Here is a 22,318-nt window from a genome sequence, read left to right on the forward strand (position 1 = left end):
CAGTCGTCGGCGCAGGCTCAGGCCTTCGCCTCCAGGGGTTCGATAGTACCGTCGCGGACGACCGCGGCGAACTGTTGCTTCATCTGTAGCACATACGGGTCGGCAGCGATCGATGCCTCGGCCTGGCGCTGACGCTCGGCGCGCTTGCGCGCGGCGGCCTGGGCCGGGGTTTCCTGCTCGGGCTTCTGCTGGGTGACCTGCAGGGTCAGGGTGCGCCCGTGGAACTGGTTCAGCGCGTCGTTCAGGCGGCGCAGCTGGGTCGCGTTGAACAGCGCGCTCTGGCCCGGGTCCAGGTGCAGGTGCCAGTTGTCACCGTCAACGGCCACCAGGGTGCAGTTGGCGCCGATGCTGGCGGTCAGGCCGGCCAGCCCCAGACGCGGGAACAGTTCCAGCCATTCGGCGGCAAGGCCGGTGGCGGGCATGGCGGCGGGCTCGGGTTCCGGCTCGGCCTGCTCCTGCGGCGCCTCGCTCTCGAGGTAGCCGTAGGACTCCATGTCGACTTCGTAGTAGTCCTCGGCGGGCGGCGGCTCGTCGTCGCGATCGTCGTCCTCCGCCGGGGCTTCGGCTACCACCGGAGCGGGTACTTCGACCGGAGCCGGCGCTGCCGCTACAGGTGCAGGTGCAGGTGCAGGTGCAGGTGCAGGTGCAGGTGCAGCAGGCTCTACCGGCGCGGGAGCGGTAGCAACCGGTGCCGAGGGCTCGTCCCACGGCAGGTCGACCGGCACTTCGGCAACCGGCGGCTGCGGCTCGACGGCCGGAGCGACAGGCTCTGCTGCGACGACCACTTCCGGTTGCGCTTCGACTGGAGCGGGGGCCGCTTCGACGACCGGCGCGGGAGCAGCAACAGGCGCAGCCTCCACCACCGGAGCCGGAGCCGGAGCCGGAGCCGGAGCCGCCTGAGGCTGCGGCGCGGCAACGGCCGGGGCAACCTCGGCGACCGGCGCTACAGGAGCGACCGGCGCTGGCGCAACGGGAGGCGGAGCAATGGCTGCAACCGGCGCTGCAACGGCGGCGCCGGCCACTGGGTTCGGGTTGGAATCAGCCGTGGCCTTGCTGATCCCCAGGTCCTTTAGTGGTGACCTGGGCGCGCCGTCGGCATCGGCCGGGCGGAACGCCAGCATGCGCAGCAGCACCATCTCGAAACCGCCACGGGGATCGGGCGCCAGCGGCAAGTCGCGGCGGCCGATCAGGCCCATCTGGTAATAGAACTGCACGTCCTCGGCCGGCAGGGCCTGGGCCAATGCCAGCACGCGGTCGCGATCGCCCTGGCCGTTGTCCACGGCCTCGGGCAGCGCCTGGGCGATGGCCACGCGGTGCAGCACGTTGAGCATTTCGGCCAGTACGCCGCCCCAGTCCGGGCCCTGCTCGGCCAGGTGGCGGACGGCTTCCAGCAGCGCACGGGCATCGCCTTCCAGCAGTGCGTGGAGCACACCGTAGACCTGCCCGTGATCCAGGGTACCAAGCATGGCACGCACGTCGGCGGCCAGCACCTTGCCTTCGCCGAAGGCGATGGCCTGGTCGGTGAGGCTCATGGCATCACGCATGGAGCCATCGGCCGCACGGCCGAGCAGCCACAGCGCATCGTCCTCGAACGGCACATTCTCGGCGCCCAGGACGTGGGTGAGGTGCTCCACCACGCGCTCCGGCGGCATGTTCTTCAGCGAGAACTGCAGGCAGCGCGACAGGATGGTCACCGGCAGTTTCTGCGGGTCGGTGGTGGCCAGCAGGAACTTCACGTGGGGCGGCGGCTCCTCCAGGGTCTTCAACAGGGCGTTGAAGCTGTGGCTGGAGAGCATGTGCACTTCGTCGATCAGGTAGACCTTGTAGCGCCCGCGACTTGGCGAATACTGCACGTTGTCGAGCAGCTCGCGGGTGTCTTCGACCTTGGTGCGGCTGGCGGCGTCCACTTCAATGAGGTCGACGAAACGGCCTTCATCGATCTCGCGGCACACCGAGCACTGCCCGCAGGGAGTCGAGCTGACGCCGGTCTCGCAGTTCAGGCACTTGGCCAGGATGCGCGCAATGGTGGTCTTGCCCACGCCGCGGGTCCCGGTGAACAGGTAGGCGTGGTGCAGGCGCTGGTTGTCCAGCGCATTGATCAGGGCCTTGAGCACATGGGTCTGGCCGACCATTTCGCGGAACGAGCGCGGACGCCATTTGCGGGCAAGAACCTGATAACTCATTGAAATCCATCGCGACGGGTGAGCAGAAGTGCGCTAATCCTAGCGAAGCGGACCGTAAATTGCACCCGATGTCCGCACCGGTCGCTGTCGCATCTTGGCAAGGGCCGGGCTACACGGCATTGTGTTGTCGTTCTGCCATCAACGGAGCCTTGATGCGCTTCCTCGCCACCACCCTGCTGTTGACTGCCACTCTTGCCCAGGCCGACGACCGTCCCCTGCGCTTTTCGGTGGTCGACAGCTGGGCGATGCCGCTGGCCCAGATCGAGAATGGCGAACTGACCGGCGGCATCATGTTCGAGCTGTTCAACGAGACGGCACGCGAACTGGGCCGCCCGGCAGCCTTCCACATCGTGCCGCGGGCCCGCATCGAGCAGGCCCTGCTGAGCCGCTCCGTCGACGTGCGCTGCTACGTGTCGCGCACCTGGACCGAGCATGAATTCAACGACTACCGCTGGACTGCACCGCTGATGGTGCAACGCGACCTGCTGGTGGTTCGCGATGCCCCGGCCGACAAGCTGGAAACCCTGCCAAGCCAATCCGTCGGCACCGTGCTGGGCTATCACTACCCGCACCTGCAACCGCTGCTGGACAGTCACTGGTTGACCCGCGACGACGCGCGCAACCAGGAACTGGTACTGAAGAAGCTGCGTATCGGCCGCTATCAGTACGCGATCAGCAGCGAGTTCGCGCTGAACTGGTTCAACCGTGAATTGCCCGAGGCGGAGCGCCTGCGAATCGCCAGCGTGATCGAGGAAACGCCGCTGTCGTGCATGGTGCTGGACGCGCCCGAAGTCCGCGCCGACGAAGTGCTCTCGGTGCTGGCGAAGATCAAGGCATCGGGGAAGATCGAGGAAATCCTGGGGCACTATCGCTGAGGCGACAGGTGCATCGACAGGAAGGGGCGAAGGATTTTCCAGGCCCCGAAATGGAGGCGGCCCCGCCAGCCACACCCCGGCACACAATGTCCCCGCCTTGGCTGCTTCCTTCCGGACCTGACCAGGTAAGCGAGTAATCGTTGCGGGGGGACCGACAGGGCCACCATCACGAGAAGCTCGCCAGATCAGCGAGCCGCGCCATTGTAGCGGCTTGAGCGCAACTTACAAGCACTTCAAGCACTTAGCGACGCTCCTCGAGCAATTCCTGACCTTCATCACGAATTTGCCTTTTCGTTAAGGGAATTCCCCTACAGCCAATTCAGAAAATTCTAACGGTGCCGACGCTATAGGAAGAACCCGTCGCTCAAAGGCGGGCCATGACCGAGCGAGGAATGCCAGCATGTCCGTTGCACTGCGATCCACCACTCTCGTTGCCCTGCTCTTCTCGGCCCCGCTGATGGCCTACGATGGCGTCATCAATTTCAGCGGCGCCGTGGTCGAGCCCACCTGCCAGGTCGGCCTGAGCGAAGTCACCGCGAAAAGCGCGCGGGTACGCCTGAGCGAGTGCAACCGGGTCATGACGATGATGCTGAACGAGCCGCGCGGCGCGATGCCCAGCGTGCACTACCGGCTGACCGATGCGCGCGGCAAGGCGCTGGGGAACGGCGTCAAGGCCACCGGCGATACCGGCAGCGTCATCCGCGAGATCGCCAGGGACGGCGTCGCCGCAGGCCAGCGCAATGTGGTGCTGGTGGCCGAGTACCTGTAAAGGGCGTTACTGCCCCTGGAGCAGCCCTTCGGGCCGAGGCTGGGTGGAGACCTCCAGGTTCGGCCCGATGAACAGCTCCATCTTGCTGTAACCCGGACGGGTGCTGAAGGTCGAGTAGCGCTCCGCCCCCTGGTGGAACTGGAAGGCGACGCGGTATTCGCCCGAACGCAGCAGGCGCAGCGGGAAGGCGCGCGCTTCGCCCGGCTTGATCTCGCCTGCGAGGGTTTCCTCGCCGTTTTCCTTGAAGCTGTAGCTCACCGTCGGCCCGCCCACGCCTTCGTAATGAAGGACGATCTGCGGGCGCTCGGTCCAGGCCACGTAGGCCCCGAACAGCACCACCAGCGCGCCAACGCCGAGCAGGCGCTGCTTTCTTGCCTTGTCCATCTCGCTCTCCGTCAATCGCCGACCCACCCCGCCCTGCGTCGCAACGCAGCTCGGGGTGGGCCTGCCGATCAGTTCAGGCTGTCGACCAGAGCCTTGGCGGGCACCAGGCGCACCGCCTTCTTCGCGGCGATCTCGATGGTCTTGCCGGTCTGCGGATTGCGGCCGGTACGGGCAGCGCGTTCGCTGACCTTGAGCTTGCCGATACCCGGCAGGGTCAGCTCACCGTCGTTCTCCAGGGCGTCCTGGGCGATCTGCGCCAGTTGCTCGAACACCCCGCGCACGGCGGCCTGGGTCAGGTCGAGGGATTCGGCGATATCGCGAACCAGTTGGTCCTTGGTCATGGGCATGGATTGACTCCTTGATGCATTGATCTTGATGCGTTGATCGGGATGAGAGACGTGTCAGGCGCCGAGGCCATGGTCGGCCAGCAGCTTGATCAGCTGTTCTTCGTCCATTACGGCGACGCCAAGTTCCTGGGCCTTGGCCAACTTTGAACCCGCTCCCGGTCCTGCAACGACGCAATGAGTCTTGGCCGAGACGGAGCCGGCCACCTTGGCGCCCAGGCTTTCGAGCTTTTCCTTGGCGACGTCTCGGCTCATGGCTTCCAGGGTGCCGGTCAGCACCCAGGTCTGGCCGGCCAGCGGCAGGCCTTCGACCACCTTTCGCTCGCTGCGCCAGTGCATGCCGAACTCCGCCAACTGCGCTTCAACCGCCTTCGCGCGCTGGACGCGAGCGGCATCGGCGAAGTACTCGCGTACCGACTGCCTGGCCTTCTCGTTCACGCCCTTGAGGGTGCTGAGGTCGAGCCAGTCCTGACTGAGGGTGACCAGCGCATCGAGGCTGCCCGTGCGGTCGGCGAGCTTTTCGGCGCCGGTGGCGGCGATGAAGGGAATGTTCAGCTTGTCGATGAACCCGGCCAGCGTGGCGACGGCAGCGAACTCCGCGGAGACCTCGCCCTCGTCCTGCAACTCGATGCCGCGCTCCAGCAACTGGGCGATCACCTCGCGGTTGTGCTCGTCGCCAAAGAAGTTATGGATCTCGTAGGCCACCTCGCCGCCGACGTCCGGCAGGTAGGTGAGCACTTCCGGCAGCGCCTGCTGGATACGCGCCAGGGAACCCAGGGAGCGCGCCAGCAGCTTGGCGGTCTCCTCGCCCACGTCCGGGATGCCCAGGGCGAAGACGAAGCGCGCCAGCGCGGGTCTGCGGCTGTCGGCGATGGCCGCGAGCAGGTTGCGCGTGGAGACTTCGGCGAAGCCCTCCAGCTCGATGACCTGCTCGAAGGTCAGGGTGTAGAGGTCGGCCGGGGATTTCACCAGGCCCTTGTCCACCAGTTGCTCGACGATCTTGTCGCCGAGGCCGTCGATGTCCATGGCGCGGCGCGAGACGAAGTGGATGATCGCCTGCTTGAGCTGCGCCTGGCAGAACAGCCGGCCGACGCAACGGTAGATGGCGCCTTCGCTGACCGACTCCTTGCCCTTGCTGCGCTTGACCAGCTGGGTGCGCTCGACCTGCGAGCCGCACACCGGGCACTGGGTGGGAATTGCCACTGGCCGCGCGTCGGCCGGGCGGCGCTCGGTCACGACCTGCATGACCTGCGGAATCACGTCGCCGGCGCGGCGGATGATCACGGTGTCACCGATCATCAGGCCCAGGCGTGCCACCTCGTCCATGTTGTGCAGGGTGGCGTTGGACACCGTCACGCCAGCCACCTGCACCGGCTTCAGGCGCGCCACGGGCGTTACCGCGCCGGTACGGCCAACCTGGAACTCCACGTCGAGCAGCTCGGTGAGTTCTTCACGAGCCGGGAACTTGTGGGCGATGGCCCAGCGCGGCTCGCGGGCGCGGAAGCCCAGTTCACGCTGGAAGTCGATGCGGTTGACCTTGAACACCACGCCGTCGATCTCGTACGCGAGGCTGTCGCGACGGGTGCCGATATCTTCGTAATAGGCGCGGCAACCTTCTACGCCCTTGGCCAGTTTCAGCTCGCGGCTGATCGGAATGCCCCAGCCCTTGAAGGCTTCGAGGATCTCGACCTGTGTACCGGGCAGCGCGCCACCCTCGACGCGGCCGAATCCGTAGCAGCAGAACTCCAGCGGGCGGCTGGCGGTGATCTTCGAATCCAGCTGACGCAGGCTGCCGGCCGCGGCGTTGCGCGGGTTGGCGAAAGTCTTGGCGCCGGCTTCCAACTGCCGCTCGTTGAGCGCGTCGAAACCGGCCTTGGACATGAACACCTCGCCGCGCACTTCCAGCACCGTCGGCCAGCCCTCGCCTTTCAGGCGCAGCGGTACGTTGCGGATGGTGCGCACATTGACGCTGATATCCTCGCCGGTAGTGCCGTCGCCACGGGTGGCGCCCCGGGTCAGCACACCGTTTTCGTACAGCAGGCTGACCGCCAGGCCGTCGAGCTTGGGCTCGCAGCTGTATTCCACCTCAGCGCCGCCACCGAACAGGTCCGATGCTGGCAACTGATCCGCCAGGCCTTCGCGCACGCGGCGATCGAAGTCATTGAGGTCCTGCTCCTCGAAGGCGTTGCCCAGGCTGAGCATCGGCACTTCATGGCGCACTTCGCCGAAGGCAGAAGCTGCCGCGCCGCCGACGCGCTGGGTGGGCGACTCCGGAGTGATCAGCTCGGGATGCTCGGCCTCCAGCGCCTTCAGCTCGCGGAACAGGCGATCGTACTCGGCGTCCGGCACGCTCGGCTCATCGAGCACGTAGTAGCGGTAGTTGTGGTCGTCGAGTTCGCTGCGCAGCTGAGCGATACGTTCGGCAGCGGATTGGGAGTCGGTCATGCGGGAATCTCGGGCGGCAGGAGGTTGCGGCTAGAAATGCGAAGCCCCAAGGGTCGCTTGGGGCTTTTTGTGCAGCGTGCGGAAAGCTTAGCGCTTCTGGGTCAGGGCGCGTCGCTCGAAATCGATGATGCGCTGACGGTAGTGCTCGATGGTCTGCGCGGTCATCACGCTGCGCTGCTCGTCCTTCAGCTCGCCATTGAGCTCCTGGGCCAGCTTGCGGGCGGCGGCGATCATCACGTCGAACGCCTGCTTGGGGTGGCGCGGGCCCGGCAGGCCAAGGAAGAAGCTCACCGCGCGGGTGCTGAACTGGTCGATGTTGTCCAGATCGAAGGTGCCCGGCTTGACCGCGTTGGCCATGGAGAACAGCACTTCACCGTTGCCGGCCATGCTCTCGTGGCGGTGGAAGATGTCCATCTCGCCGTAGCGCAGGCCGCTTTCGAGGATGTTCTGCAGCAGCGCCGGGCCCTTGAAGCCGTTCTCGTCGCGGCTGATCACGTTGATGATCAGCACTTCGTCGACCGGCGCCTGCGGGGCCGACGGAGCGGCAGCGGCGGGAGCTGCGCGCTCCTTGTCCTTCCTGCGGTCTTTCTTCGGCTTGTCCTTCTCTGCCGGCGCTTCGTCCAGCGGATTGGGGAAATCCTCTTCGTCCAGCGGGCCGAGCAGGTTCGGCGCCGGGTCGTCCAGGTTCAGGTCGCCCTGGCGCGGCTCGCCGCGGCGCTTGCCGCGCGACTCCTTGGCGCTGACCTTGGGCAGGTCTTCCTCGTCCAGACCCGGCTCGAGGTGTTCGACCACACGGGAAGGCCCGAGCAGTTCCGGGTTGGTTTCGTCCCCGTCATCGGGCTGGTTGGCAAACTGGCGATCCAGCTTGAAACGCAGCTTGCCCTTGCCACCCCGCATACGACGCCAACCGTCGAACAGAATGCCGGCGATGACGATAAGCCCAATGACGATCAGCCATTCGCGCAGACCGATATCCATCTAATCCCGTAGCCCCTGAACAAAAAATGATGATGAAGAAAAGGACATCCTATCCCTTGAAAACGTGGAGCCAACTTCATGTTCTGACTGATGTTTTCCACGCGATACAAAAGTGGGCGTTAAGCTAACACGCTCTCACATAACTTTACACTGCCTATGGCGACACTCCGCGGCACTCTTTGCAACTTTTCATAGCCGTTGCCACCTGTGCGCGTGAAGCCAAGTCTACCCCAATCAAATCAATGCTTTAGGCATGAAACAAAGCATCTTGCCAGCATAGCTCAAGTTCAACCGGGCGATCACGCTTCGGCGAGCGCAACAGCCTCTTCCACATCCACCGCCACCAGGCGCGAACAACCCGGTTCGTGCATGGTCACGCCCATCAACTGATCGGCCATCTCCATGGCGATCTTGTTGTGGGTGATATAGATGAACTGCACTTTCTCCGACATCTCCTTCACCAGCCGCGCATAACGGCCGACGTTGGCATCGTCCAGCGGTGCGTCGACTTCGTCGAGCATGCAGAACGGTGCCGGGTTCAGCTGGAAGATCGCAAACACCAGCGCCAGAGCGGTCAGGGCCTTCTCGCCACCGGACAGAAGATGGATGGTGCTGTTCTTCTTGCCCGGCGGCCGCGCCATGATCGCCACCCCGGTATCGAGTAGATCCTCGCCGGTAAGTTCCAGATAGGCATGACCGCCGCCGAAAACCTTGGGGAACAATGCCTGAAGGCCAGCATTGATCTGGTCGAAGGTTTCCTTGAAGCGGTTGCGGGTTTCCTTGTCGATCTTGCGGATGACGTTTTCCAGGGTATCCAGCGCTTCCACCAGGTCGTCGTTCTGGTCGTCCAGGTAGCGTTTGCGCTCGGATTGCTGCTGATACTCCTCGATCGCCGCGAGGTTGATCGGGCCCAGGCGACCAATGCGCGCGGCCAGCTCTTCCAGGCGGGTTTCCCAGACCTTCTCGGCGGCGTCATGGGGCAAGGTGCCCAGCACGCCATGCAGGTCGTAGCCATCCTCGTGCAGCTGTTCCTGCAGCGACTTGCGCCGCACGTTCAGGGCCTGCCACTCCATGCGCTGCTGCTCCAGCTGGCCGCGCAGCAGTTGCGACTGCTGCTCGGCCTGGGTGCGGCGCTTCTCGGCGTCGCGCAGCTGGCGATCGGCATCTTCCAGCGCCAGGCGCGCGTGCTTGAGTTCATCTTCCACGGCCATGCGCCGGTCGAGCAGCTCTTCCAGGCGCATGCGCAGCTCTTCCAGCGGCGCGGCACCCTCCTCCAGGTTGAGGTTGAGCTGCTCGCAACGTTCGATCAGGCGCACCGCCTGGCCGTCCAGGCGCTCCAGCGCCTGGCGGGTGGATTCGTGCTGGGCGCGCAGGGAGCCGACGCGCACGGCCAGCTGGTGGGCATGATCCTTGTGCTGGCGGGACTCCTGGCGGATGCGGTCGAGCTTCTCGCGCATACCGTCGCGCTCGGCGAGCAGCGCTTCGCGGCGCTCGGTATCCACGGCCATGGCGTCCAGTGCTTCCTGCAGGCTCAGCCGGGCTTCACCCAACTGTTCCTGTTCGACGGCGTGCTGCTCGGCCAGCTCGGCCAGCTCCTCGTCCAGACGGCGGCGGCGCAGGGTCAGCTGTTCGACCTTGGCCTGCTGCGCGGACAGCTGCGCCTTCAGCTCGCCCTGGCGGCGTCCTTCGTCCTGCAGGCGGCGGCGCACCTGGTCGCGGCCTTCCTCGGCCTGGCGCTGTTCGTCGCGCAGGCGCACCAGTTGTTCTTCGACTTCGGCGAGGCGCTGTTCCAGCGTCTCGCGCTCGGCGTACAGGCGTTCAAGCTCCTGGCCACGGGCCAGAACACCGCCATCGGCGGATTCGCCACGGCGCACGCGCAGGAAGTTGCGGCCAACCCAATAGCCGTCGCGACTGATCAGGCTTTCGCCATCCCCCAGCGAAGCACGCCCGGCCAGCGCCTGCTCCAGGGTTTCGACCGGGCGCACGCGGCCCAGCCAGTAGCTCAGGTCGACGTTGGTCTCGACCTTGTCCAGCAGGCTGCCGGGACGGGAAACGGCACCAGCGGCCAGATCGAGCAGACGTAGCTCGCCCTTCTCCAGCGCGTCGAACGGCAGCCCCTTCAGGTCATCCAGCAGCACGCCGTGCAGGTCGGCGCCGAGCACGGTTTCCACCGCCAGCTCCCAGCCCGGCTGCACGCGCAGGCCTTCGGCCAGGCGCGGGCGCTGCTCCAGCCCTTGCTGGCGCAGCCATTGCGCGGTGCCGTCGCCCGGATCGAGCGCGGCCTGCTGCAGCGCCTCCAGCGAGGCAATACGGCCATTCAGGCGTTGCAGCTCGCCCTGTGCCTGGTGCTGCGCGGCGCTGCTTTCCTGCAGGGACTGGCGTACGCGCTCCAGGCGCTCGGCCAGTTCCTGCTCTTCGATCTGCGATTCTTCCAGCAGCAACTCGATGGCGGCGACCTGCTCGCCCAGCTCGAGGATCGCGGCATCCTCCGGATCGGCGGCCAGTTGCGCACGCTCGTCGTTCAGGCGGCGCTGGCGCTCGCCCTGGCGCTCCAGGCTCTGTTCGAGATGCTGGATGCGCGACTGCTGCACTTCCGCCTCACGACGCGGTTCGGCGCTCTGCTGGTTGAAGGCATCCCAGCGCTGCTGCCAGTCATGCATGCGCTGTTCGGCGTCTTCCAGGCCGACGGTGGCCTCCTCGGCGGCGGCGGCGCTGATTTCCTGCTCCGGGGCCAGGCGCTCCAGCTCCTCGCCCAGGGTGGCGAGCAAAGTGCGGTCGTGGCCCAGGTGGGATTCGGTCTCCTGGCGGGTCTTCTCCGCCTCGCGCAGGTCGTCCTGCAACTGGCGCAGGCGCTGCTGGCCGTGCTGGATGCTCTGCTCGACGCGGGCGATGTCTCCGCCCACGGAATAGAAGCGGCCCTGCACCTGGTTGAAGGTTTCCGACAGCTCGTGGTGGCCGTCACGCAGACGCTCGATGCTGGCGTCGGCGCTGCGCTGCTCGGCCACCAGCGCCTCGAAGGCCACTTCCTGGTCGCCGATGACCTTTTCCTTCTGTCCGACCTGCTCGTTCAGGTCGCGCCAGCGCAGGGCGCCGAGCTGGGCCTTGAGGGTGCGTTCCTCGGCCTTGAATTCCTGGTACTTCTCCGCCGACTGGGCCTGGCGGTGCAGGCGTTCCAGCTGGCGTTCCAGCTCTTCGCGCAGGTCGGTGAGGCGTGCGAGGTTTTCCTGGGTGCGGCGGATACGGTTCTCGGTCTCGCGGCGGCGCTCCTTGTACTTGGAGATGCCGGCGGCTTCCTCGATGAAGTTGCGCAGATCCTCGGGCTTGGCCTCGATCAGCTTGGAGATCATGCCCTGTTCGATGATCGAGTAGCTGCGCGGCCCCAGGCCGGTACCGAGGAAGATGTCGGTGATGTCACGGCGGCGGCACTTGGTGCCGTTGAGGAAGTAGGTGTTCTGGCCGTCGCGGGTCACGCGGCGGCGGATGGAAATCTCGGCGTAGCTGGCGTATTCGCCCAGCAGGGTCTGGTCGGAGTTGTCGAACACCAGTTCGATGGACGCCTGGGTCACCGGCTTGCGCGTGTTGGATCCATTGAAGATGACGTCGGTCATCGACTCGCCGCGGAGGTTCTTCGCCGAACTTTCGCCCATTACCCAGCGAACGGCGTCGATGATGTTGGACTTACCGCAACCGTTGGGACCGACCACGGCCGCCATGTTGCTCGGGAAATTGACCGTCGTCGGATCGACGAAGGACTTGAAGCCCGCCAGCTTGATGCACTTGAGCCGCATGCGCCCTTCCCCTCTCTCTTCTTATCTTTCCGCCAGTGCGGCCAGGACCAGTTGGCTGTTGTGCCGACCGTAGTCGAGCAGGACCTCGCGGATACCCGCCTCGTCGCGGCCCACCACCGCGCGCAGCAGGCTTTCGAAGCTGCCGATGAACTGACTCATCTCGCCTTTGCGGCGCTCCAGGGCCAGATGATAGGTGCGACTGATGGCCGGCAGGAGATTTTCCACGGTTTCCTGCAGGTAGGGGTTGGCGGCGAACGGGAAGGCAGCGCGCATGATGTCGAAGCTGGATTCGACGAAGGCATTGATGTCGCCGCGCTCGAGTTCGTCCAGCAGGCGCTGCTGGATCGCCATGAAGGGCGCAAGGTCGGCCTCTTCGCGCCAGGTTCGCGCCACGCTGCTGGCGAGCATGATGTACAGCTCCATCACCAGCGAGTAGAGGCTCTCGACGTGCGCGGCGGACAACTCGGACACCTGCGCGCCCCGGCGCGGCAGGATGACGACCAGATGGCGGCGCTCGAGGATCAGCAGCGCCTCGCGGACCGAGCCGCGGCTGACGTTGAGGGTCTGGGTGACCTTCTGCTCCTGGATGCGCTCGCGTTCCTTGAGCTCGCCCCGGATGATGCGTTCGGCAAGGTGATGCGCGATCTGCTCAGCCAGGCTGTCCGGGGCCTTGAACGTCATGGTTGTCCTTAAGAATCGGGGCGCTTTCGAGGGGGCATTGCGGACGCGAAGTGTAACACAGGGTGTTACCGCACCATCCCCCGCCCAAGGGGAACGACAGAACAAAGGTTGGTGCATCCGCCGGAGGGAACAGGCGCAGGATTGTCTGACAATCCTACACAAGAGACGTATCGGGAGTCGTCCATGTTCGCTTTGTTCCTTTCCTCTGCCTGGATGTTGCGTCTCAAGAAGGCCGGCTACTGGATCTGGCTGGTTCCCGTCTTCGGTATTCCCGTCAGCTACTGGTGGTCCTACGGCAGCGAGTATCCCAATGCCTGGCCCTGGCTGGTGATCACCGTGGTGTTCGGGGTGATCCCGCTGCTGGACTTCCTGGTCGGCCGCGATCCGGCCAACCCCGACGAGGTGGAGGAAGTCCCGCCGATGGAGCGCGAGGGCTACTACCGCTTCCTCAGCCTGCTGACCGTGCCGCTGCTGCTGGGCATGCTGGTCTACGGCGGCTGGGTGCTGGCCACCTACGACGCCTGGAACTGGGTTGGCCAGCTCGGCTGGATCCTGTCCGTGGGCACGGTCATGGGCGCCATCGGCATCACCGTCTCCCACGAACTGATCCACAAGGACCCGGAGCTGGAGCAGAACGCCGGTGGGCTGCTGCTGGCAGCAGTGTGCTACGCGGGCTTCAAGGTGGAACACGTGCGCGGTCACCACGTGCATGTGTCCACACCGGAAGACGCCTCGTCCTCGCGCTACGGCCAGAGCCTCTATGCCTTCCTGCCCCACGCCTACAAGCACAATTTCCTCAACGCCTGGCGGCTGGAGACCGAACGCCTCAAGCGCAAGGGCCTGCCGGCGCTGCACTGGCGCAACGAGTTGATCTGGTGGTACGTGATCAGCGCGCTGTTCCTGGTCGGCTTCAGCGTCGCCTTCGGCTGGATCGGCGCGCTGTACTTCATCGGCCAGTCGGTGATGGCCTTCACCCTGCTGGAGATCGTCAACTACGTCGAACACTACGGTCTGCACCGCCGCCGTCTGGACACCGGGCGCTACGAGCGGACCACCCACGAGCACTCCTGGAACAGCAACTTCCTGCTGACCAACCTGTTCCTCTTCCACCTGCAGCGCCATTCCGACCACCACGCCAACGCCAAGCGCCGCTACCAGGTGCTGCGCCACTTCGACGAGAGCCCGCAGCTGCCCAACGGTTATGCCGGGATGATCGTCCTCGCGCTGTTCCCGCCGCTCTGGCGCGCGGTGATGGACCGCCGGGTGCGCGCCTACTACGCCGGCGAGGAATACCAGCTGAGCGCTACCCAGCAGGCCTGATCGACCCGATCCACGCCTTGGCGGCAGGCTCTAACCGGGCTTGCCGCTTTTTTTCTTTCTGCCTGCTTGAGCCCGCCGCTCTAAGTAGGATGGCGTGGAGCGCAGCGATACCCATCAAGTCTCGCGCGGCGACAGCATGGGTATCGCCCAGGCTCCACCCATCCTACTCAGCGTCCCTTGCCATATCGTGCCTGTGGCGCCTCCTGCAAAGCACCCGACCACACCGCTTGTCACCTGCCGAAAAACTTTCTGACCATTGAGACAGAAATTTTATTGACTCAAAAGTCAGCTTTCCATAGATTCGCCTCCAGTGCCCTACCAAAAACAAGAATCAGCCTGGAGGCAAGCCTTGATCAGGTTCCTGCTCAACCGCGAGCTGCGCGTCGAAGACCGCCTCGATCCCAATCTCACCGTGCTCAACTACCTGCGCCAGAACCTGGGCAAGACAGGCACCAAGGAGGGCTGCGCCTCCGGTGACTGCGGTGCCTGCACGGTGGTCGTCGGCGAACTGATTGGCGAAGAAGGTGCCGAGCGCATCCGCTACCGCACCCTCAACTCCTGCCTGACCTTCGTATCGTCGCTGCACGGCAAGCAGCTGATCAGCGTCGATGACTTGAAGCACCGTGGCGAACTGCACGGCGTACAGCAGGCCATGGTCGACTGCCACGGCTCGCAGTGCGGCTTCTGCACCCCCGGCTTCGTCATGTCGCTGTTCGCCCTGCAGAAGAACACCGCCGGCGAGACCGCCGACGAGCGCAAGGCCGAGGCCCACGAAGCGCTGGCCGGCAACCTCTGCCGCTGCACCGGCTACCGTCCGATCCTGGATGCCGCTGAGCAATCCTGCTGCCAGAAGCAGCCGGACCAGTTCGACGTCGCCCAGCCCGAGATCATCGCCCAGCTGAAAGCCATCGCCCCGCGCGAAACCGCCGAGCTCAACAGCGGCGACAAGCGCTGCCTGCTGCCGCTGACCATTGCTGACCTCGCCGATATCTACACCGCCAACCCGCAGGCACGCCTGCTCGCTGGCGGCACCGACCTGGCCCTGGAAGTCACCCAGTTCCACCGCGAACTGCCGGTGATGATCTACGTCGGCCACGTCGAGGAAATGAAGCGCGTCGAAGTCTTCGAAGACCGCATCGAGATCGGCGCCGCGACTCCGCTGACCGACTGCTACGAAACCCTGGCCCGCGACTACCCGGACTTCGGCGAACTGCTGCACCGCTTCGCCTCGCTGCAGATCCGCAACCAGGGCACCCTGGGCGGCAACATCGGCAACGCCTCGCCCATCGGCGACTCGCCGCCACTGCTGATCGCCCTCGGCGCGCGCCTGGTACTGCGCAAGGGCAACGAGCGCCGCGAGCTGCCGATCGACGAATACTTCATCGACTACAAGGTCACCGCGCGCCAGGAAGGAGAGTTCATCGAGCAGGTCATCATCCCGCGCCCGCAGGCCAGCCAGGCGTTCCGCGCCTATAAGGTCTCCAAGCGCCTGGACGACGACATCTCCGCCGTCTGCGCCGCCTTCAACCTGACGGTCGAGAACTGCAGGATCACCGCCGTACGCACCGGCTTCGGCGGCATGGCCGCCATCCCGAAACGCGCCAGGGCCTGTGAAGCCGCGCTGCTCGGCCAGACCTTCAACAGCGCCACCTTCGAACGCGCCGCACTGGCGCTGAGCGAGGATTTCGCCCCGCTCACCGACTTCCGTGCGAGCAAGGAATACCGCCTGCTCACCGCGCAGAACCTGCTGCGCAAGTGCTTCCTGGAACTGGAAGCCCCTCAGGCCGTGACCCGGGTGACCCACTATGCATAAGCCCCAGAAGAGCCAGGAAGAACTCACTGCGCTGTTCCGCGCCGACCTCACCACCGGCGTCGGCCGCAGCGTCAAGCACGAGAGCGCGCCCAAGCACGTCAGCGGTGAAGCGCAGTACATCGACGACCGCCTGGAATTCCCCAACCAGCTGCACGTCTACGCCCGCATGAGCGACCGCGCCCACGCGCGCATCACCAAACTGGACGTTAGTCCCTGCTACCAGTTCCCGGGCGTCGCCATCGCCATCACCAAGGACGACGTGCCCGGCCAGCTGGACATCGGCCCGGTGGTAGCCGGTGACCCGCTGCTGGCGGACGGCAAGGTCGAGTACGTCGGCCAGATGGTCATCGCCGTCGCTGCCGACAGCCTGGAAACCGCCCGCAAGGCGGCCATGGCCGCGATCATCGAATACGAAGACCTGGAGCCGGTGCTCGACGTGGTCGAAGCGCTGCGCAAGAAGCACTTCGTGCTCGACAGCCACCAGCACAAGATCGGTGACTCGGAAGGCCAGCTGGCCACCGCACCGAACCGCATCCAGGGCACCCTGCACATCGGCGGCCAGGAGCACTTCTACCTGGAGACGCAGATTTCCTCGGTGATGCCCACCGAAGATGGCGGCGTGATCGTCTACACCTCGACGCAGAACCCCACCGAAGTACAGAAGCTGGTTGCCGAAGTGCTGGGCATCTCCTTCAACAAGGTGGTCATCGACATGCGTCGCATGGGCGGTGGCTTCGGCGGCAAGGAAACCCAGGCGGCCGCGCCGGCGTGCCTGTGCGCCGTGGTCGCGCGCCTCACCGGGCGCCCGGCGAAGATGCGCCTGCCGCGCGTCGAAGACATGCAGATGACCGGCAAGCGCCATCCCTTCTACGTCGAATACGACGTGGGCTTCGAGGACGACGGCCTGCTGCACGGCATCAACATCGAACTGGCCGGCAACTGCGGCTACTCGCCGGACCTCTCCGGCTCCATCGTCGACCGTGCGATGTTCCACTCCGACAACGCCTACTTCCTCGGCAACGCCACGGTGAACGGTCACCGCTGCAAGACCAATACCGCGTCGAACACCGCCTACCGCGGCTTCGGCGGGCCGCAGGGGATGGTCGCCATCGAGGAGATCATGGATGCGGTCGCGCGCCATCTGGGCAAGGACCCGCTGGAAGTGCGCAAGCGCAACTACTACGGCAAGGACGAGCGCAACGTCACCCACTACTACCAGCAGGTGGAACACAACCTGCTGCAGGAAATGACCGAGGAGCTGGAAGCCAGCTCCGAGTACGCCAGGCGCCGCGCCGAAATCCGCGAGTTCAACGCCAATAGCCCGGTGCTGAAGAAAGGCCTGTCGCTGACCCCGGTGAAATTCGGCATCAGCTTCACCGCCACCTTCCTCAACCAGGCCGGTGCGCTGATCCACATCTACACCGACGGCAGCATCCACCTGAACCACGGCGGCACCGAGATGGGTCAGGGCCTGAACACCAAGGTCGCCCAGGTGGTGGCCGAGGTCTTCCAGGTCGACATCGACCGAGTGCAGATCACCGCGACCAACACCGACAAGGTGCCCAACACCTCGCCGACCGCCGCGTCCTCCGGCGCCGACCTCAACGGCAAGGCCGCACAGAACGCTGCCGAGATCATCCGCCAGCGCCTGGTGGAATTCGCCGCCCGGCACTGGAAGGTGACCGAGGAAGACGTCGAGTTCCGCAACAACCAGGTGCGCGTGCGCGACCTCATCCTGCCGTTCGAGGAGCTGATCCAGCAGGCCTACTTCGGCCAGGTATCGCTCTCCTCCACCGGCTTCTACCGCACGCCGAAGATCTTCTACGACCGCAGCCAGGCGCGCGGCCGGCCGTTCTACTACTTCGCCTATGGCGTGTCGTGCTCGGAGGTGATCGTCGATACCCTCACCGGCGAGTACAAGATGCTGCGCAGCGACATCCTCCACGACGTCGGCGCCTCGTTGAACCCGGCCATCGACATCGGCCAGGTGGAAGGCGGCTTCGTTCAGGGCATGGGCTGGCTGACCATGGAAGAGCTGGTCTGGAACGCCAAGGGCAAGCTGATGACCAATGGCCCGGCGAGCTACAAGATTCCGGCCATCGCCGACATGCCCATCGACCTGCGGGTGAAGCTGGTGGAGAACCGCAAGAACCCGGAGCAGACGGTGTTCCACTCCAAGGCCGTCGGCGAGCCGCCGTTCATGCTCGGCATCTCGGTGTTCTGCGCGATCAAGGACGCCGTGGCGAGCCTGGCCGACTACCGCGCCCAGCCGCAGATCGACGCCCCGGCCACCCCCGAGCGCGTGCTCTGGGGCGTGGAGCAGATGCGCAAGCTGAAGCTGGCCCAGGCCGAGAAGGCTCCGGCTCAGGTCGAGCCGGCGTGATGTGACCATGGGGCAGCGCTGGCAGGGAGAGACGTCCCCACTTCCGTCCTCCGCCCTGCCAGCGCCGCCCCACCCTAATGAAGAACCGTGGCACGCCAATCGCGCCCCACGAACGAACAGACCGTAGGGCGCATAACGCGGAACGCGTTATCCGCCGTCGCCATTTCGGCGGATAACGCCCGAGGCGTTATCCGCCCTACGATTACCCCTTGAGGTTCGCAACGATGAACTGGATCAGTGCCCTCGCCGACCTGCAACAGCGCGCCGAAGCCAGCGTGCTGGTGACCATCATCGAAGAACGCGGCTCGACCCCGCGCAACGCCGGCTCGAAGATGGTGATCAGCGCCGACAAGGCCTACGACACCATCGGCGGCGGCCACCTCGAATTCAAGGCCATGCAGATCGCCCGCGACATGCTGCTGGCCCGCGAGCGCGAACCCAAGCTGGAGCGCTTCAGCCTCGGTGCCAGCCTCGGCCAGTGCTGCGGCGGCGCCACCGTGCTGTTGTTCGAACCCATGGGCCAACCGCAGGCGCACATCGCCGTGTTCGGCGCCGGCCACGTCGGCCGTGCCCTGGTGCCGCTGCTCGCCAGCCTGCCGTGCAAGGTGCGCTGGATCGACTCGCGGGAAGCCGAGTTCCCCGGCCACATCCCCGAAGGGGTGACCCGCGTGATCAACGAGGAGGTGATCGACGAGATCGACGAGATGCCCGCCGGCAGCTACTTCATCGTCATGACCCACAACCACGCGCTGGACCTGGAGCTGACCGCGAAGATCCTCGAACGCAACGACTTCACCTACTTCGGCCTGATCGGCTCCGACACCAAGCGCGCCAAGTTCGAACACCGCCTGCGCGACCGTGGCTTCGCCGCCGACACCGTGCAACGCATGCGCTGCCCGATGGGCATCAGCGAGGTGAAGGGCAAGCTGCCGGTGGAGATCGCCGTGTCCATCGCCGGCGAGGTGATCGCCACCTACAACGCCACCTTCGGTCAGGAGACCGGCAAGGGCGAGAACACCGTGGCCAAACTGTTACCCACCAGCCGCCGTGCGCGTACTGCCGAAAGCGGCGCCTGAAATTTCCGTAGCATGGGCGCGTGCCCATCCCGCCCCGGCGCCTGCACGCGCCCCGGCCCCGAAACACGACTGAAGAGAGATCGATGAGCACTCAAGCCAAAGCCTACCGCGCCAGCATCCTGCACAGCGTCGCCGACCCGGCCGAAGTCGGCGTGGAGAAGTCCTACCAGTACTTCGAGGACGGCATCCTGCTGGTGGAAGACGGCAAGGTCGCCCGCCTCGGCCACGCCGCCGACCTGTTGCCGCAGCTGGGCGGCGTCGAAGTGGTGGAATACCGCGACGCGCTGATCACCCCCGGCTTCATCGACACCCACATCCACTACCCGCAGACCGGCATGATCGCCTCCTACGGCGAGCAGCTGCTGGACTGGCTGAACACCTACACCTTCCCCACCGAGAAGCAGTTCGCCGACCCGGCCCATGCCGCCGATGTCGCCGGCATCTTCCTCAAGGAACTGCTGCGCGCCGGCACCACCACCGCGCTGGTGTTCGGCACCGTGCACCCGCAGTCGGTGGATGCGCTGTTCGGCGCCGCCGAGAAGCTCGACCTGCGCCTGATCGCCGGCAAGGTGATGATGGACCGCAACGCGCCGGACTACCTGACCGACACCGCCGAGAGCAGCTACACCGACAGCAAGGCGCTGATCGAGCGCTGGCACGGCAAGGGCCGCCTGCTCTACGCGGTGACCCCGCGCTTCGCTCCCACCAGTACCCCGGCACAACTCGACGCCGCCGGCCGCCTGCTCAGGGAGCACCCGGGCGTCTATATGCACACGCACCTGTCGGAAAACCTCAAGGAAATCGAGTGGGTCAAGGAGCTGTTCCCGGAGCGCAAGGGCTACCTGGACGTCTATGACCACCACGGCCTGCTCGGCCCGCGCTCGGTGTTCGCCCACGGCGTGCACCTGTGCGACGGCGAATGCCAGCGCCTGGCGGAAACCGGATCGGCCGTGGCCTTCTGCCCGACCTCCAACCTGTTCCTGGGCAGCGGTCTGTTCGACCTGGCCAAGCTGGAAAAGCACAAGGTCAAGGTCGGCCTGGGCACCGACGTCGGCGCCGGCACCAGCTTCTCCCAGCTGCAGTCGCTGAACGAGGCCTACAAGGTGATGCAGTTGCAGGGCATCAAGCTCGACCCGTTCAAGTCGCTGTACCTGGCCACCCTCGGCGGCGCCCGCGCGCTGGAGCTGGAGGACAAGGTCGGCAGCTTCGCCCAGGGCAACGAGGCCGACTTCGTGGTCCTCGACTACAAGGCCACCCCGCTGCTGGACTACCGCCTGCAGCAGGCGAAAACCCTGGAGGAGAAACTCTTCGCACTGGTCATCCTCGGCGACGACCGTACCGTGAAGGAAACCTTCGCGCACGGCCGCAACGTGCATCGCCGCGGCTGACCCCTTACGGCTCCGGCGCCGGGTCCTCGCTCAGGACCAACCCGGCGCCGGGGCCGCTTTTCTTTCCGGTACCCTCGCGCGTTACATCCCGCACGAATATCCCCTGCAGGAGCGGGCCATGCGCGCGATCGCGGGCATGGCCCGCTCCTGCAAAGAGCCTCTGCGTTAGCCGGCGATATCGGAATCCCGTAGGGTTCGCGAGCAAGCTCGCTCCTACAAGGAGCGCACCGATGCTGGCCTGTAGGACCGAGGGGGACGCCCAGTCCTTGCTCGCGAACCGCACGGCACTGCGCCAACAGGCGCTCCTACTCCCGCACCTCGACCAGCACCGGACAAGGCGCCCGCTCGATCACCCGCTGCCCCACCGACGGGTCCAGCAACCGTTCGATGCGCCCCAGGTGCCGGTGACCGATCACGATCAGGTCGCACTCCAGCGTCTCGGCCTCGCGCAGGATCGCCCGTGCCGGGTCGCCCGCCACCACGCCACCCGTCGCAATACCGGGTTGCAGCTGCGCCAGCGCAGCCTCCACCAGCGCCTGGGCTTGGTGCTGCTCCTGCTCGGCCGGCGGGTATTCCATGACGTCCTCGCGCGGCATGGCAAAGGCGCGATCCACAACGCAGACCACGTGCACCTGCGCCCCACTGCAACGTGCCAGCTCCCCGGCAGTCGCGATGATGCGCGGCGACTGCGCCGCACCGTCGATGGCCAGCAGAATCCGGTTGAACATGCCTTTCTCCCTCTACGAACGAAATCCGCCGCCATTCTTCGGGCCGGCGCGCGGAGCGTAAAGGCACGCAAAACGTAATGGACCATTGCATGAAACGCACGCTTGCCCATCGGGCCCATCGCAATGGAACATGAATGGCAACGCGCCAACCCTCCGGAGTCGCCATGGCCCTGCCCGATCTCAACCTGCTGGTCGCCCTCAACATCCTGCTGGAAGAAGGCAGCGTGGTCGGCGCCGCACGGCGCATGCACCTCAGCCCGCCGGCGATGAGCCGCACGCTGTCGCGCATCCGCGAGGCGGTGGGCGACCCGATCATGGTCCGCGCCGGCCGCAACCTGGTGCCGACGCCGCGCGCGCTGCAATTGCGCGAGGAAGTCAGCGACCTGGTGGAACACGCCATGCGCCTGTTCAACGCCAAGGAAAACCTGCGCATGGACCAGCTCGAACGCTGCTTCGTGCTGCGCTCCAACAACGTACTGGTGGGCGGCTTCGCCTCGCGCATGCTGGCGGTGATGAAGGAAGAAGCGCCGCGCTGCAGCCTGCGCATCGCCCCGGAAGCCGACTTCGACGACGAAGCCCTGCGGCAGAACCGCATCGACCTGTACATCGGCGCCACCTCGACGCTGGAGCCGGAAATCCGCACCCAGACGCTGTTCACCACCAGCTTCGTCGGCCTGGCACGGCGCGATCATCCGATCTTCGACGACGAGATCACCGCCGAACGCTTCGCCTCCTTCCCGCAGATCAGCGTCTCCCGCCGCGGCCGTGCCATCGGGCCGATCGACGAGGAGCTGGCGAACCTGGGCCTGCGCCGGGAAATTCGCCTCACCGCGCCGACCTTCCACTCTTCGATCTTCGCCCTGCTGGAATCCGACCTGGTGCTGCCCATCGCCGAGCACTCGCTGTGGCGCCTGGATCGCCTGGGCTTCGCCCTGCGCCAGTTCGACATCCCGCTGCCGCTGAAATCGGTGGTGATCCTGCAGGCCTGGCACCCGCGCTTCGACAACGACCCGGCGCACAGCTGGCTGCGGCAGACGGTAAAGCGGGTCTGCATCGAATTGCGCGAGAGCTCCGGGCTGTTGAGCTGAACGCCCTACAAGTGCATCAGACGCACTGATTAGCTGCAATCATTTCAATTTTCACAGCTATCCCCCTTCCCTAGA

At 65.7% G+C, this 22,318-nt stretch carries 16 protein-coding genes and 1 other RNA gene; 8 read left to right on the forward strand and 9 right to left on the reverse strand.

What is annotated here, in order from left to right; translation table 11 throughout:
- Positions 1-17: 17 nt before the first annotated feature.
- A complete protein-coding gene (dnaX, locus tag J2T47_RS15250) occupies positions 18-2,183 on the reverse strand; it encodes a DNA polymerase III subunit gamma/tau (protein ID WP_253448268.1) in 2,166 nt (721 codons plus the stop codon).
- 152 nt (positions 2,184-2,335) lie between these two features.
- Between dnaX and J2T47_RS15255 the strand changes: the two genes are divergently transcribed.
- A complete protein-coding gene (locus tag J2T47_RS15255; RefSeq protein WP_253448272.1) occupies positions 2,336-3,058 on the forward strand; it encodes a substrate-binding periplasmic protein in 723 nt (240 codons plus the stop codon).
- Between the two features lie 60 nt (positions 3,059-3,118).
- Here the strand turns inward: J2T47_RS15255 and ffs are convergent.
- Positions 3,119-3,215, reverse strand: an RNA gene (gene ffs / locus J2T47_RS15260) — signal recognition particle sRNA small type.
- A 243-nt stretch (positions 3,216-3,458) separates the two neighbouring features.
- Between ffs and J2T47_RS15265 the strand changes: the two genes are divergently transcribed.
- Positions 3,459-3,827, forward strand: a complete 369-nt coding sequence (locus J2T47_RS15265; protein ID WP_253448275.1) for a hypothetical protein — start codon at positions 3,459-3,461, stop codon at positions 3,825-3,827.
- 6 nt (positions 3,828-3,833) lie between these two features.
- Here the strand turns inward: J2T47_RS15265 and J2T47_RS15270 are convergent, their stop codons facing one another.
- The 6 genes from J2T47_RS15270 to J2T47_RS15295 form a co-directional block, all read right to left on the reverse strand.
- Complete coding sequence (locus J2T47_RS15270) at positions 3,834-4,211, reverse strand: hypothetical protein (RefSeq protein WP_253448278.1); 378 nt, start codon at positions 4,209-4,211, stop codon at positions 3,834-3,836.
- Positions 4,212-4,279: 68 nt separating this feature from the next.
- Positions 4,280-4,582: an HU family DNA-binding protein gene (locus J2T47_RS15275; RefSeq protein WP_256204898.1), complete on the reverse strand. Its 303-nt coding sequence runs from the start codon at positions 4,580-4,582 to the stop codon at positions 4,280-4,282.
- Positions 4,583-4,612: 30 nt separating this feature from the next.
- Complete coding sequence (gene ligA / locus J2T47_RS15280) at positions 4,613-7,000, reverse strand: NAD-dependent DNA ligase LigA (RefSeq protein ID WP_253448281.1); 2,388 nt, start codon at positions 6,998-7,000, stop codon at positions 4,613-4,615.
- Positions 7,001-7,087: 87 nt separating this feature from the next.
- Positions 7,088-7,978, reverse strand: coding sequence for a cell division protein ZipA (gene zipA / locus J2T47_RS15285; protein WP_253448284.1), 891 nt, complete (start codon positions 7,976-7,978; stop codon positions 7,088-7,090).
- A gap of 299 nt (positions 7,979-8,277) precedes the next feature.
- Positions 8,278-11,766: a chromosome segregation protein SMC gene (gene smc / locus J2T47_RS15290; RefSeq protein WP_253448287.1), complete on the reverse strand. Its 3,489-nt coding sequence runs from the start codon at positions 11,764-11,766 to the stop codon at positions 8,278-8,280.
- A 21-nt stretch (positions 11,767-11,787) separates the two neighbouring features.
- The gene (locus tag J2T47_RS15295; protein ID WP_253448290.1) at positions 11,788-12,447 is read right to left on the reverse strand and encodes a GntR family transcriptional regulator; all 660 of its coding nucleotides are present in this window, start codon (positions 12,445-12,447) and stop codon (positions 11,788-11,790) included.
- A gap of 183 nt (positions 12,448-12,630) precedes the next feature.
- Between J2T47_RS15295 and J2T47_RS15300 the strand changes: the two genes are divergently transcribed.
- The 5 genes from J2T47_RS15300 (at position 12,631) to guaD (ending at position 20,427) form a co-directional block, all read left to right on the forward strand.
- The gene (locus J2T47_RS15300) at positions 12,631-13,767 is read left to right on the forward strand and encodes an alkane 1-monooxygenase (RefSeq protein WP_253448293.1); all 1,137 of its coding nucleotides are present in this window, start codon (positions 12,631-12,633) and stop codon (positions 13,765-13,767) included.
- A gap of 349 nt (positions 13,768-14,116) precedes the next feature.
- Positions 14,117-15,580 carry a xanthine dehydrogenase small subunit gene (gene xdhA, locus J2T47_RS15305; protein ID WP_253448296.1) on the forward strand — a complete coding sequence of 488 codons (1,464 nt, stop codon included), beginning with the start codon at positions 14,117-14,119 and terminating at the stop codon, positions 15,578-15,580.
- Positions 15,573-17,963 (forward strand): xanthine dehydrogenase molybdopterin binding subunit, encoded by a 2,391-nt coding sequence (gene xdhB, locus J2T47_RS15310; protein ID WP_253448299.1) that lies wholly within the window; start codon positions 15,573-15,575, stop codon positions 17,961-17,963. Before xdhA ends, xdhB begins: the two co-directional genes overlap by 8 nt.
- A gap of 224 nt (positions 17,964-18,187) precedes the next feature.
- Positions 18,188-19,039, forward strand: coding sequence for a xanthine dehydrogenase accessory protein XdhC (gene xdhC, locus J2T47_RS15315; protein WP_253448302.1), 852 nt, complete (start codon positions 18,188-18,190; stop codon positions 19,037-19,039).
- Between the two features lie 83 nt (positions 19,040-19,122).
- Positions 19,123-20,427, forward strand: coding sequence for a guanine deaminase (gene guaD / locus J2T47_RS15320; protein WP_253448305.1), 1,305 nt, complete (start codon positions 19,123-19,125; stop codon positions 20,425-20,427).
- Between the two features lie 305 nt (positions 20,428-20,732).
- On the opposite strand, the gene J2T47_RS15325 is transcribed toward guaD, so the two are convergent.
- Positions 20,733-21,155 (reverse strand): universal stress protein, encoded by a 423-nt coding sequence (locus J2T47_RS15325; protein ID WP_253448307.1) that lies wholly within the window; start codon positions 21,153-21,155, stop codon positions 20,733-20,735.
- 164 nt (positions 21,156-21,319) lie between these two features.
- Between J2T47_RS15325 and J2T47_RS15330 the strand changes: the two genes are divergently transcribed.
- On the forward strand, positions 21,320-22,243 hold the full coding sequence (locus J2T47_RS15330) for a LysR family transcriptional regulator (RefSeq protein WP_253448310.1): 924 nt from the start codon (positions 21,320-21,322) through the stop codon (positions 22,241-22,243).
- Positions 22,244-22,318: the final 75 nt, after the last annotated feature.

Source organism: Pseudomonas nitroreducens (assembly GCF_024170165.1).
In the GTDB taxonomy this organism is placed as follows: Bacteria; Pseudomonadota; Gammaproteobacteria; order Pseudomonadales; family Pseudomonadaceae; genus Pseudomonas; species Pseudomonas nitroreducens_C.

Bases quoted from the DNA above. Each gene is read 5' to 3' on its own strand.
- dnaX (WP_253448268.1), bottom strand. From the start codon at position 2,183: ATGAGTTATCAGGTTCTTGCCCGCAAATGGCGTCCGCGCTCGTTCCGC.
- J2T47_RS15255 (WP_253448272.1), top strand. From the start codon at position 2,336: ATGCGCTTCCTCGCCACCACCCTGCTGTTGACTGCCACTCTTGCCCAG.
- J2T47_RS15265 (WP_253448275.1), top strand. From the start codon at position 3,459: ATGTCCGTTGCACTGCGATCCACCACTCTCGTTGCCCTGCTCTTCTCG.
- J2T47_RS15270 (WP_253448278.1), bottom strand. From the start codon at position 4,211: ATGGACAAGGCAAGAAAGCAGCGCCTGCTCGGCGTTGGCGCGCTGGTG.
- ligA (WP_253448281.1), bottom strand. From the start codon at position 7,000: ATGACCGACTCCCAATCCGCTGCCGAACGTATCGCTCAGCTGCGCAGC.
- zipA (WP_253448284.1), bottom strand. From the start codon at position 7,978: ATGGATATCGGTCTGCGCGAATGGCTGATCGTCATTGGGCTTATCGTC.
- smc (WP_253448287.1), bottom strand. From the start codon at position 11,766: ATGCGGCTCAAGTGCATCAAGCTGGCGGGCTTCAAGTCCTTCGTCGAT.
- J2T47_RS15295 (WP_253448290.1), bottom strand. From the start codon at position 12,447: ATGACGTTCAAGGCCCCGGACAGCCTGGCTGAGCAGATCGCGCATCAC.
- J2T47_RS15300 (WP_253448293.1), top strand. From the start codon at position 12,631: ATGTTCGCTTTGTTCCTTTCCTCTGCCTGGATGTTGCGTCTCAAGAAG.
- xdhB (WP_253448299.1), top strand. From the start codon at position 15,573: ATGCATAAGCCCCAGAAGAGCCAGGAAGAACTCACTGCGCTGTTCCGC.
- xdhC (WP_253448302.1), top strand. From the start codon at position 18,188: ATGAACTGGATCAGTGCCCTCGCCGACCTGCAACAGCGCGCCGAAGCC.
- guaD (WP_253448305.1), top strand. From the start codon at position 19,123: ATGAGCACTCAAGCCAAAGCCTACCGCGCCAGCATCCTGCACAGCGTC.
- J2T47_RS15325 (WP_253448307.1), bottom strand. From the start codon at position 21,155: ATGTTCAACCGGATTCTGCTGGCCATCGACGGTGCGGCGCAGTCGCCG.
- J2T47_RS15330 (WP_253448310.1), top strand. From the start codon at position 21,320: ATGGCCCTGCCCGATCTCAACCTGCTGGTCGCCCTCAACATCCTGCTG.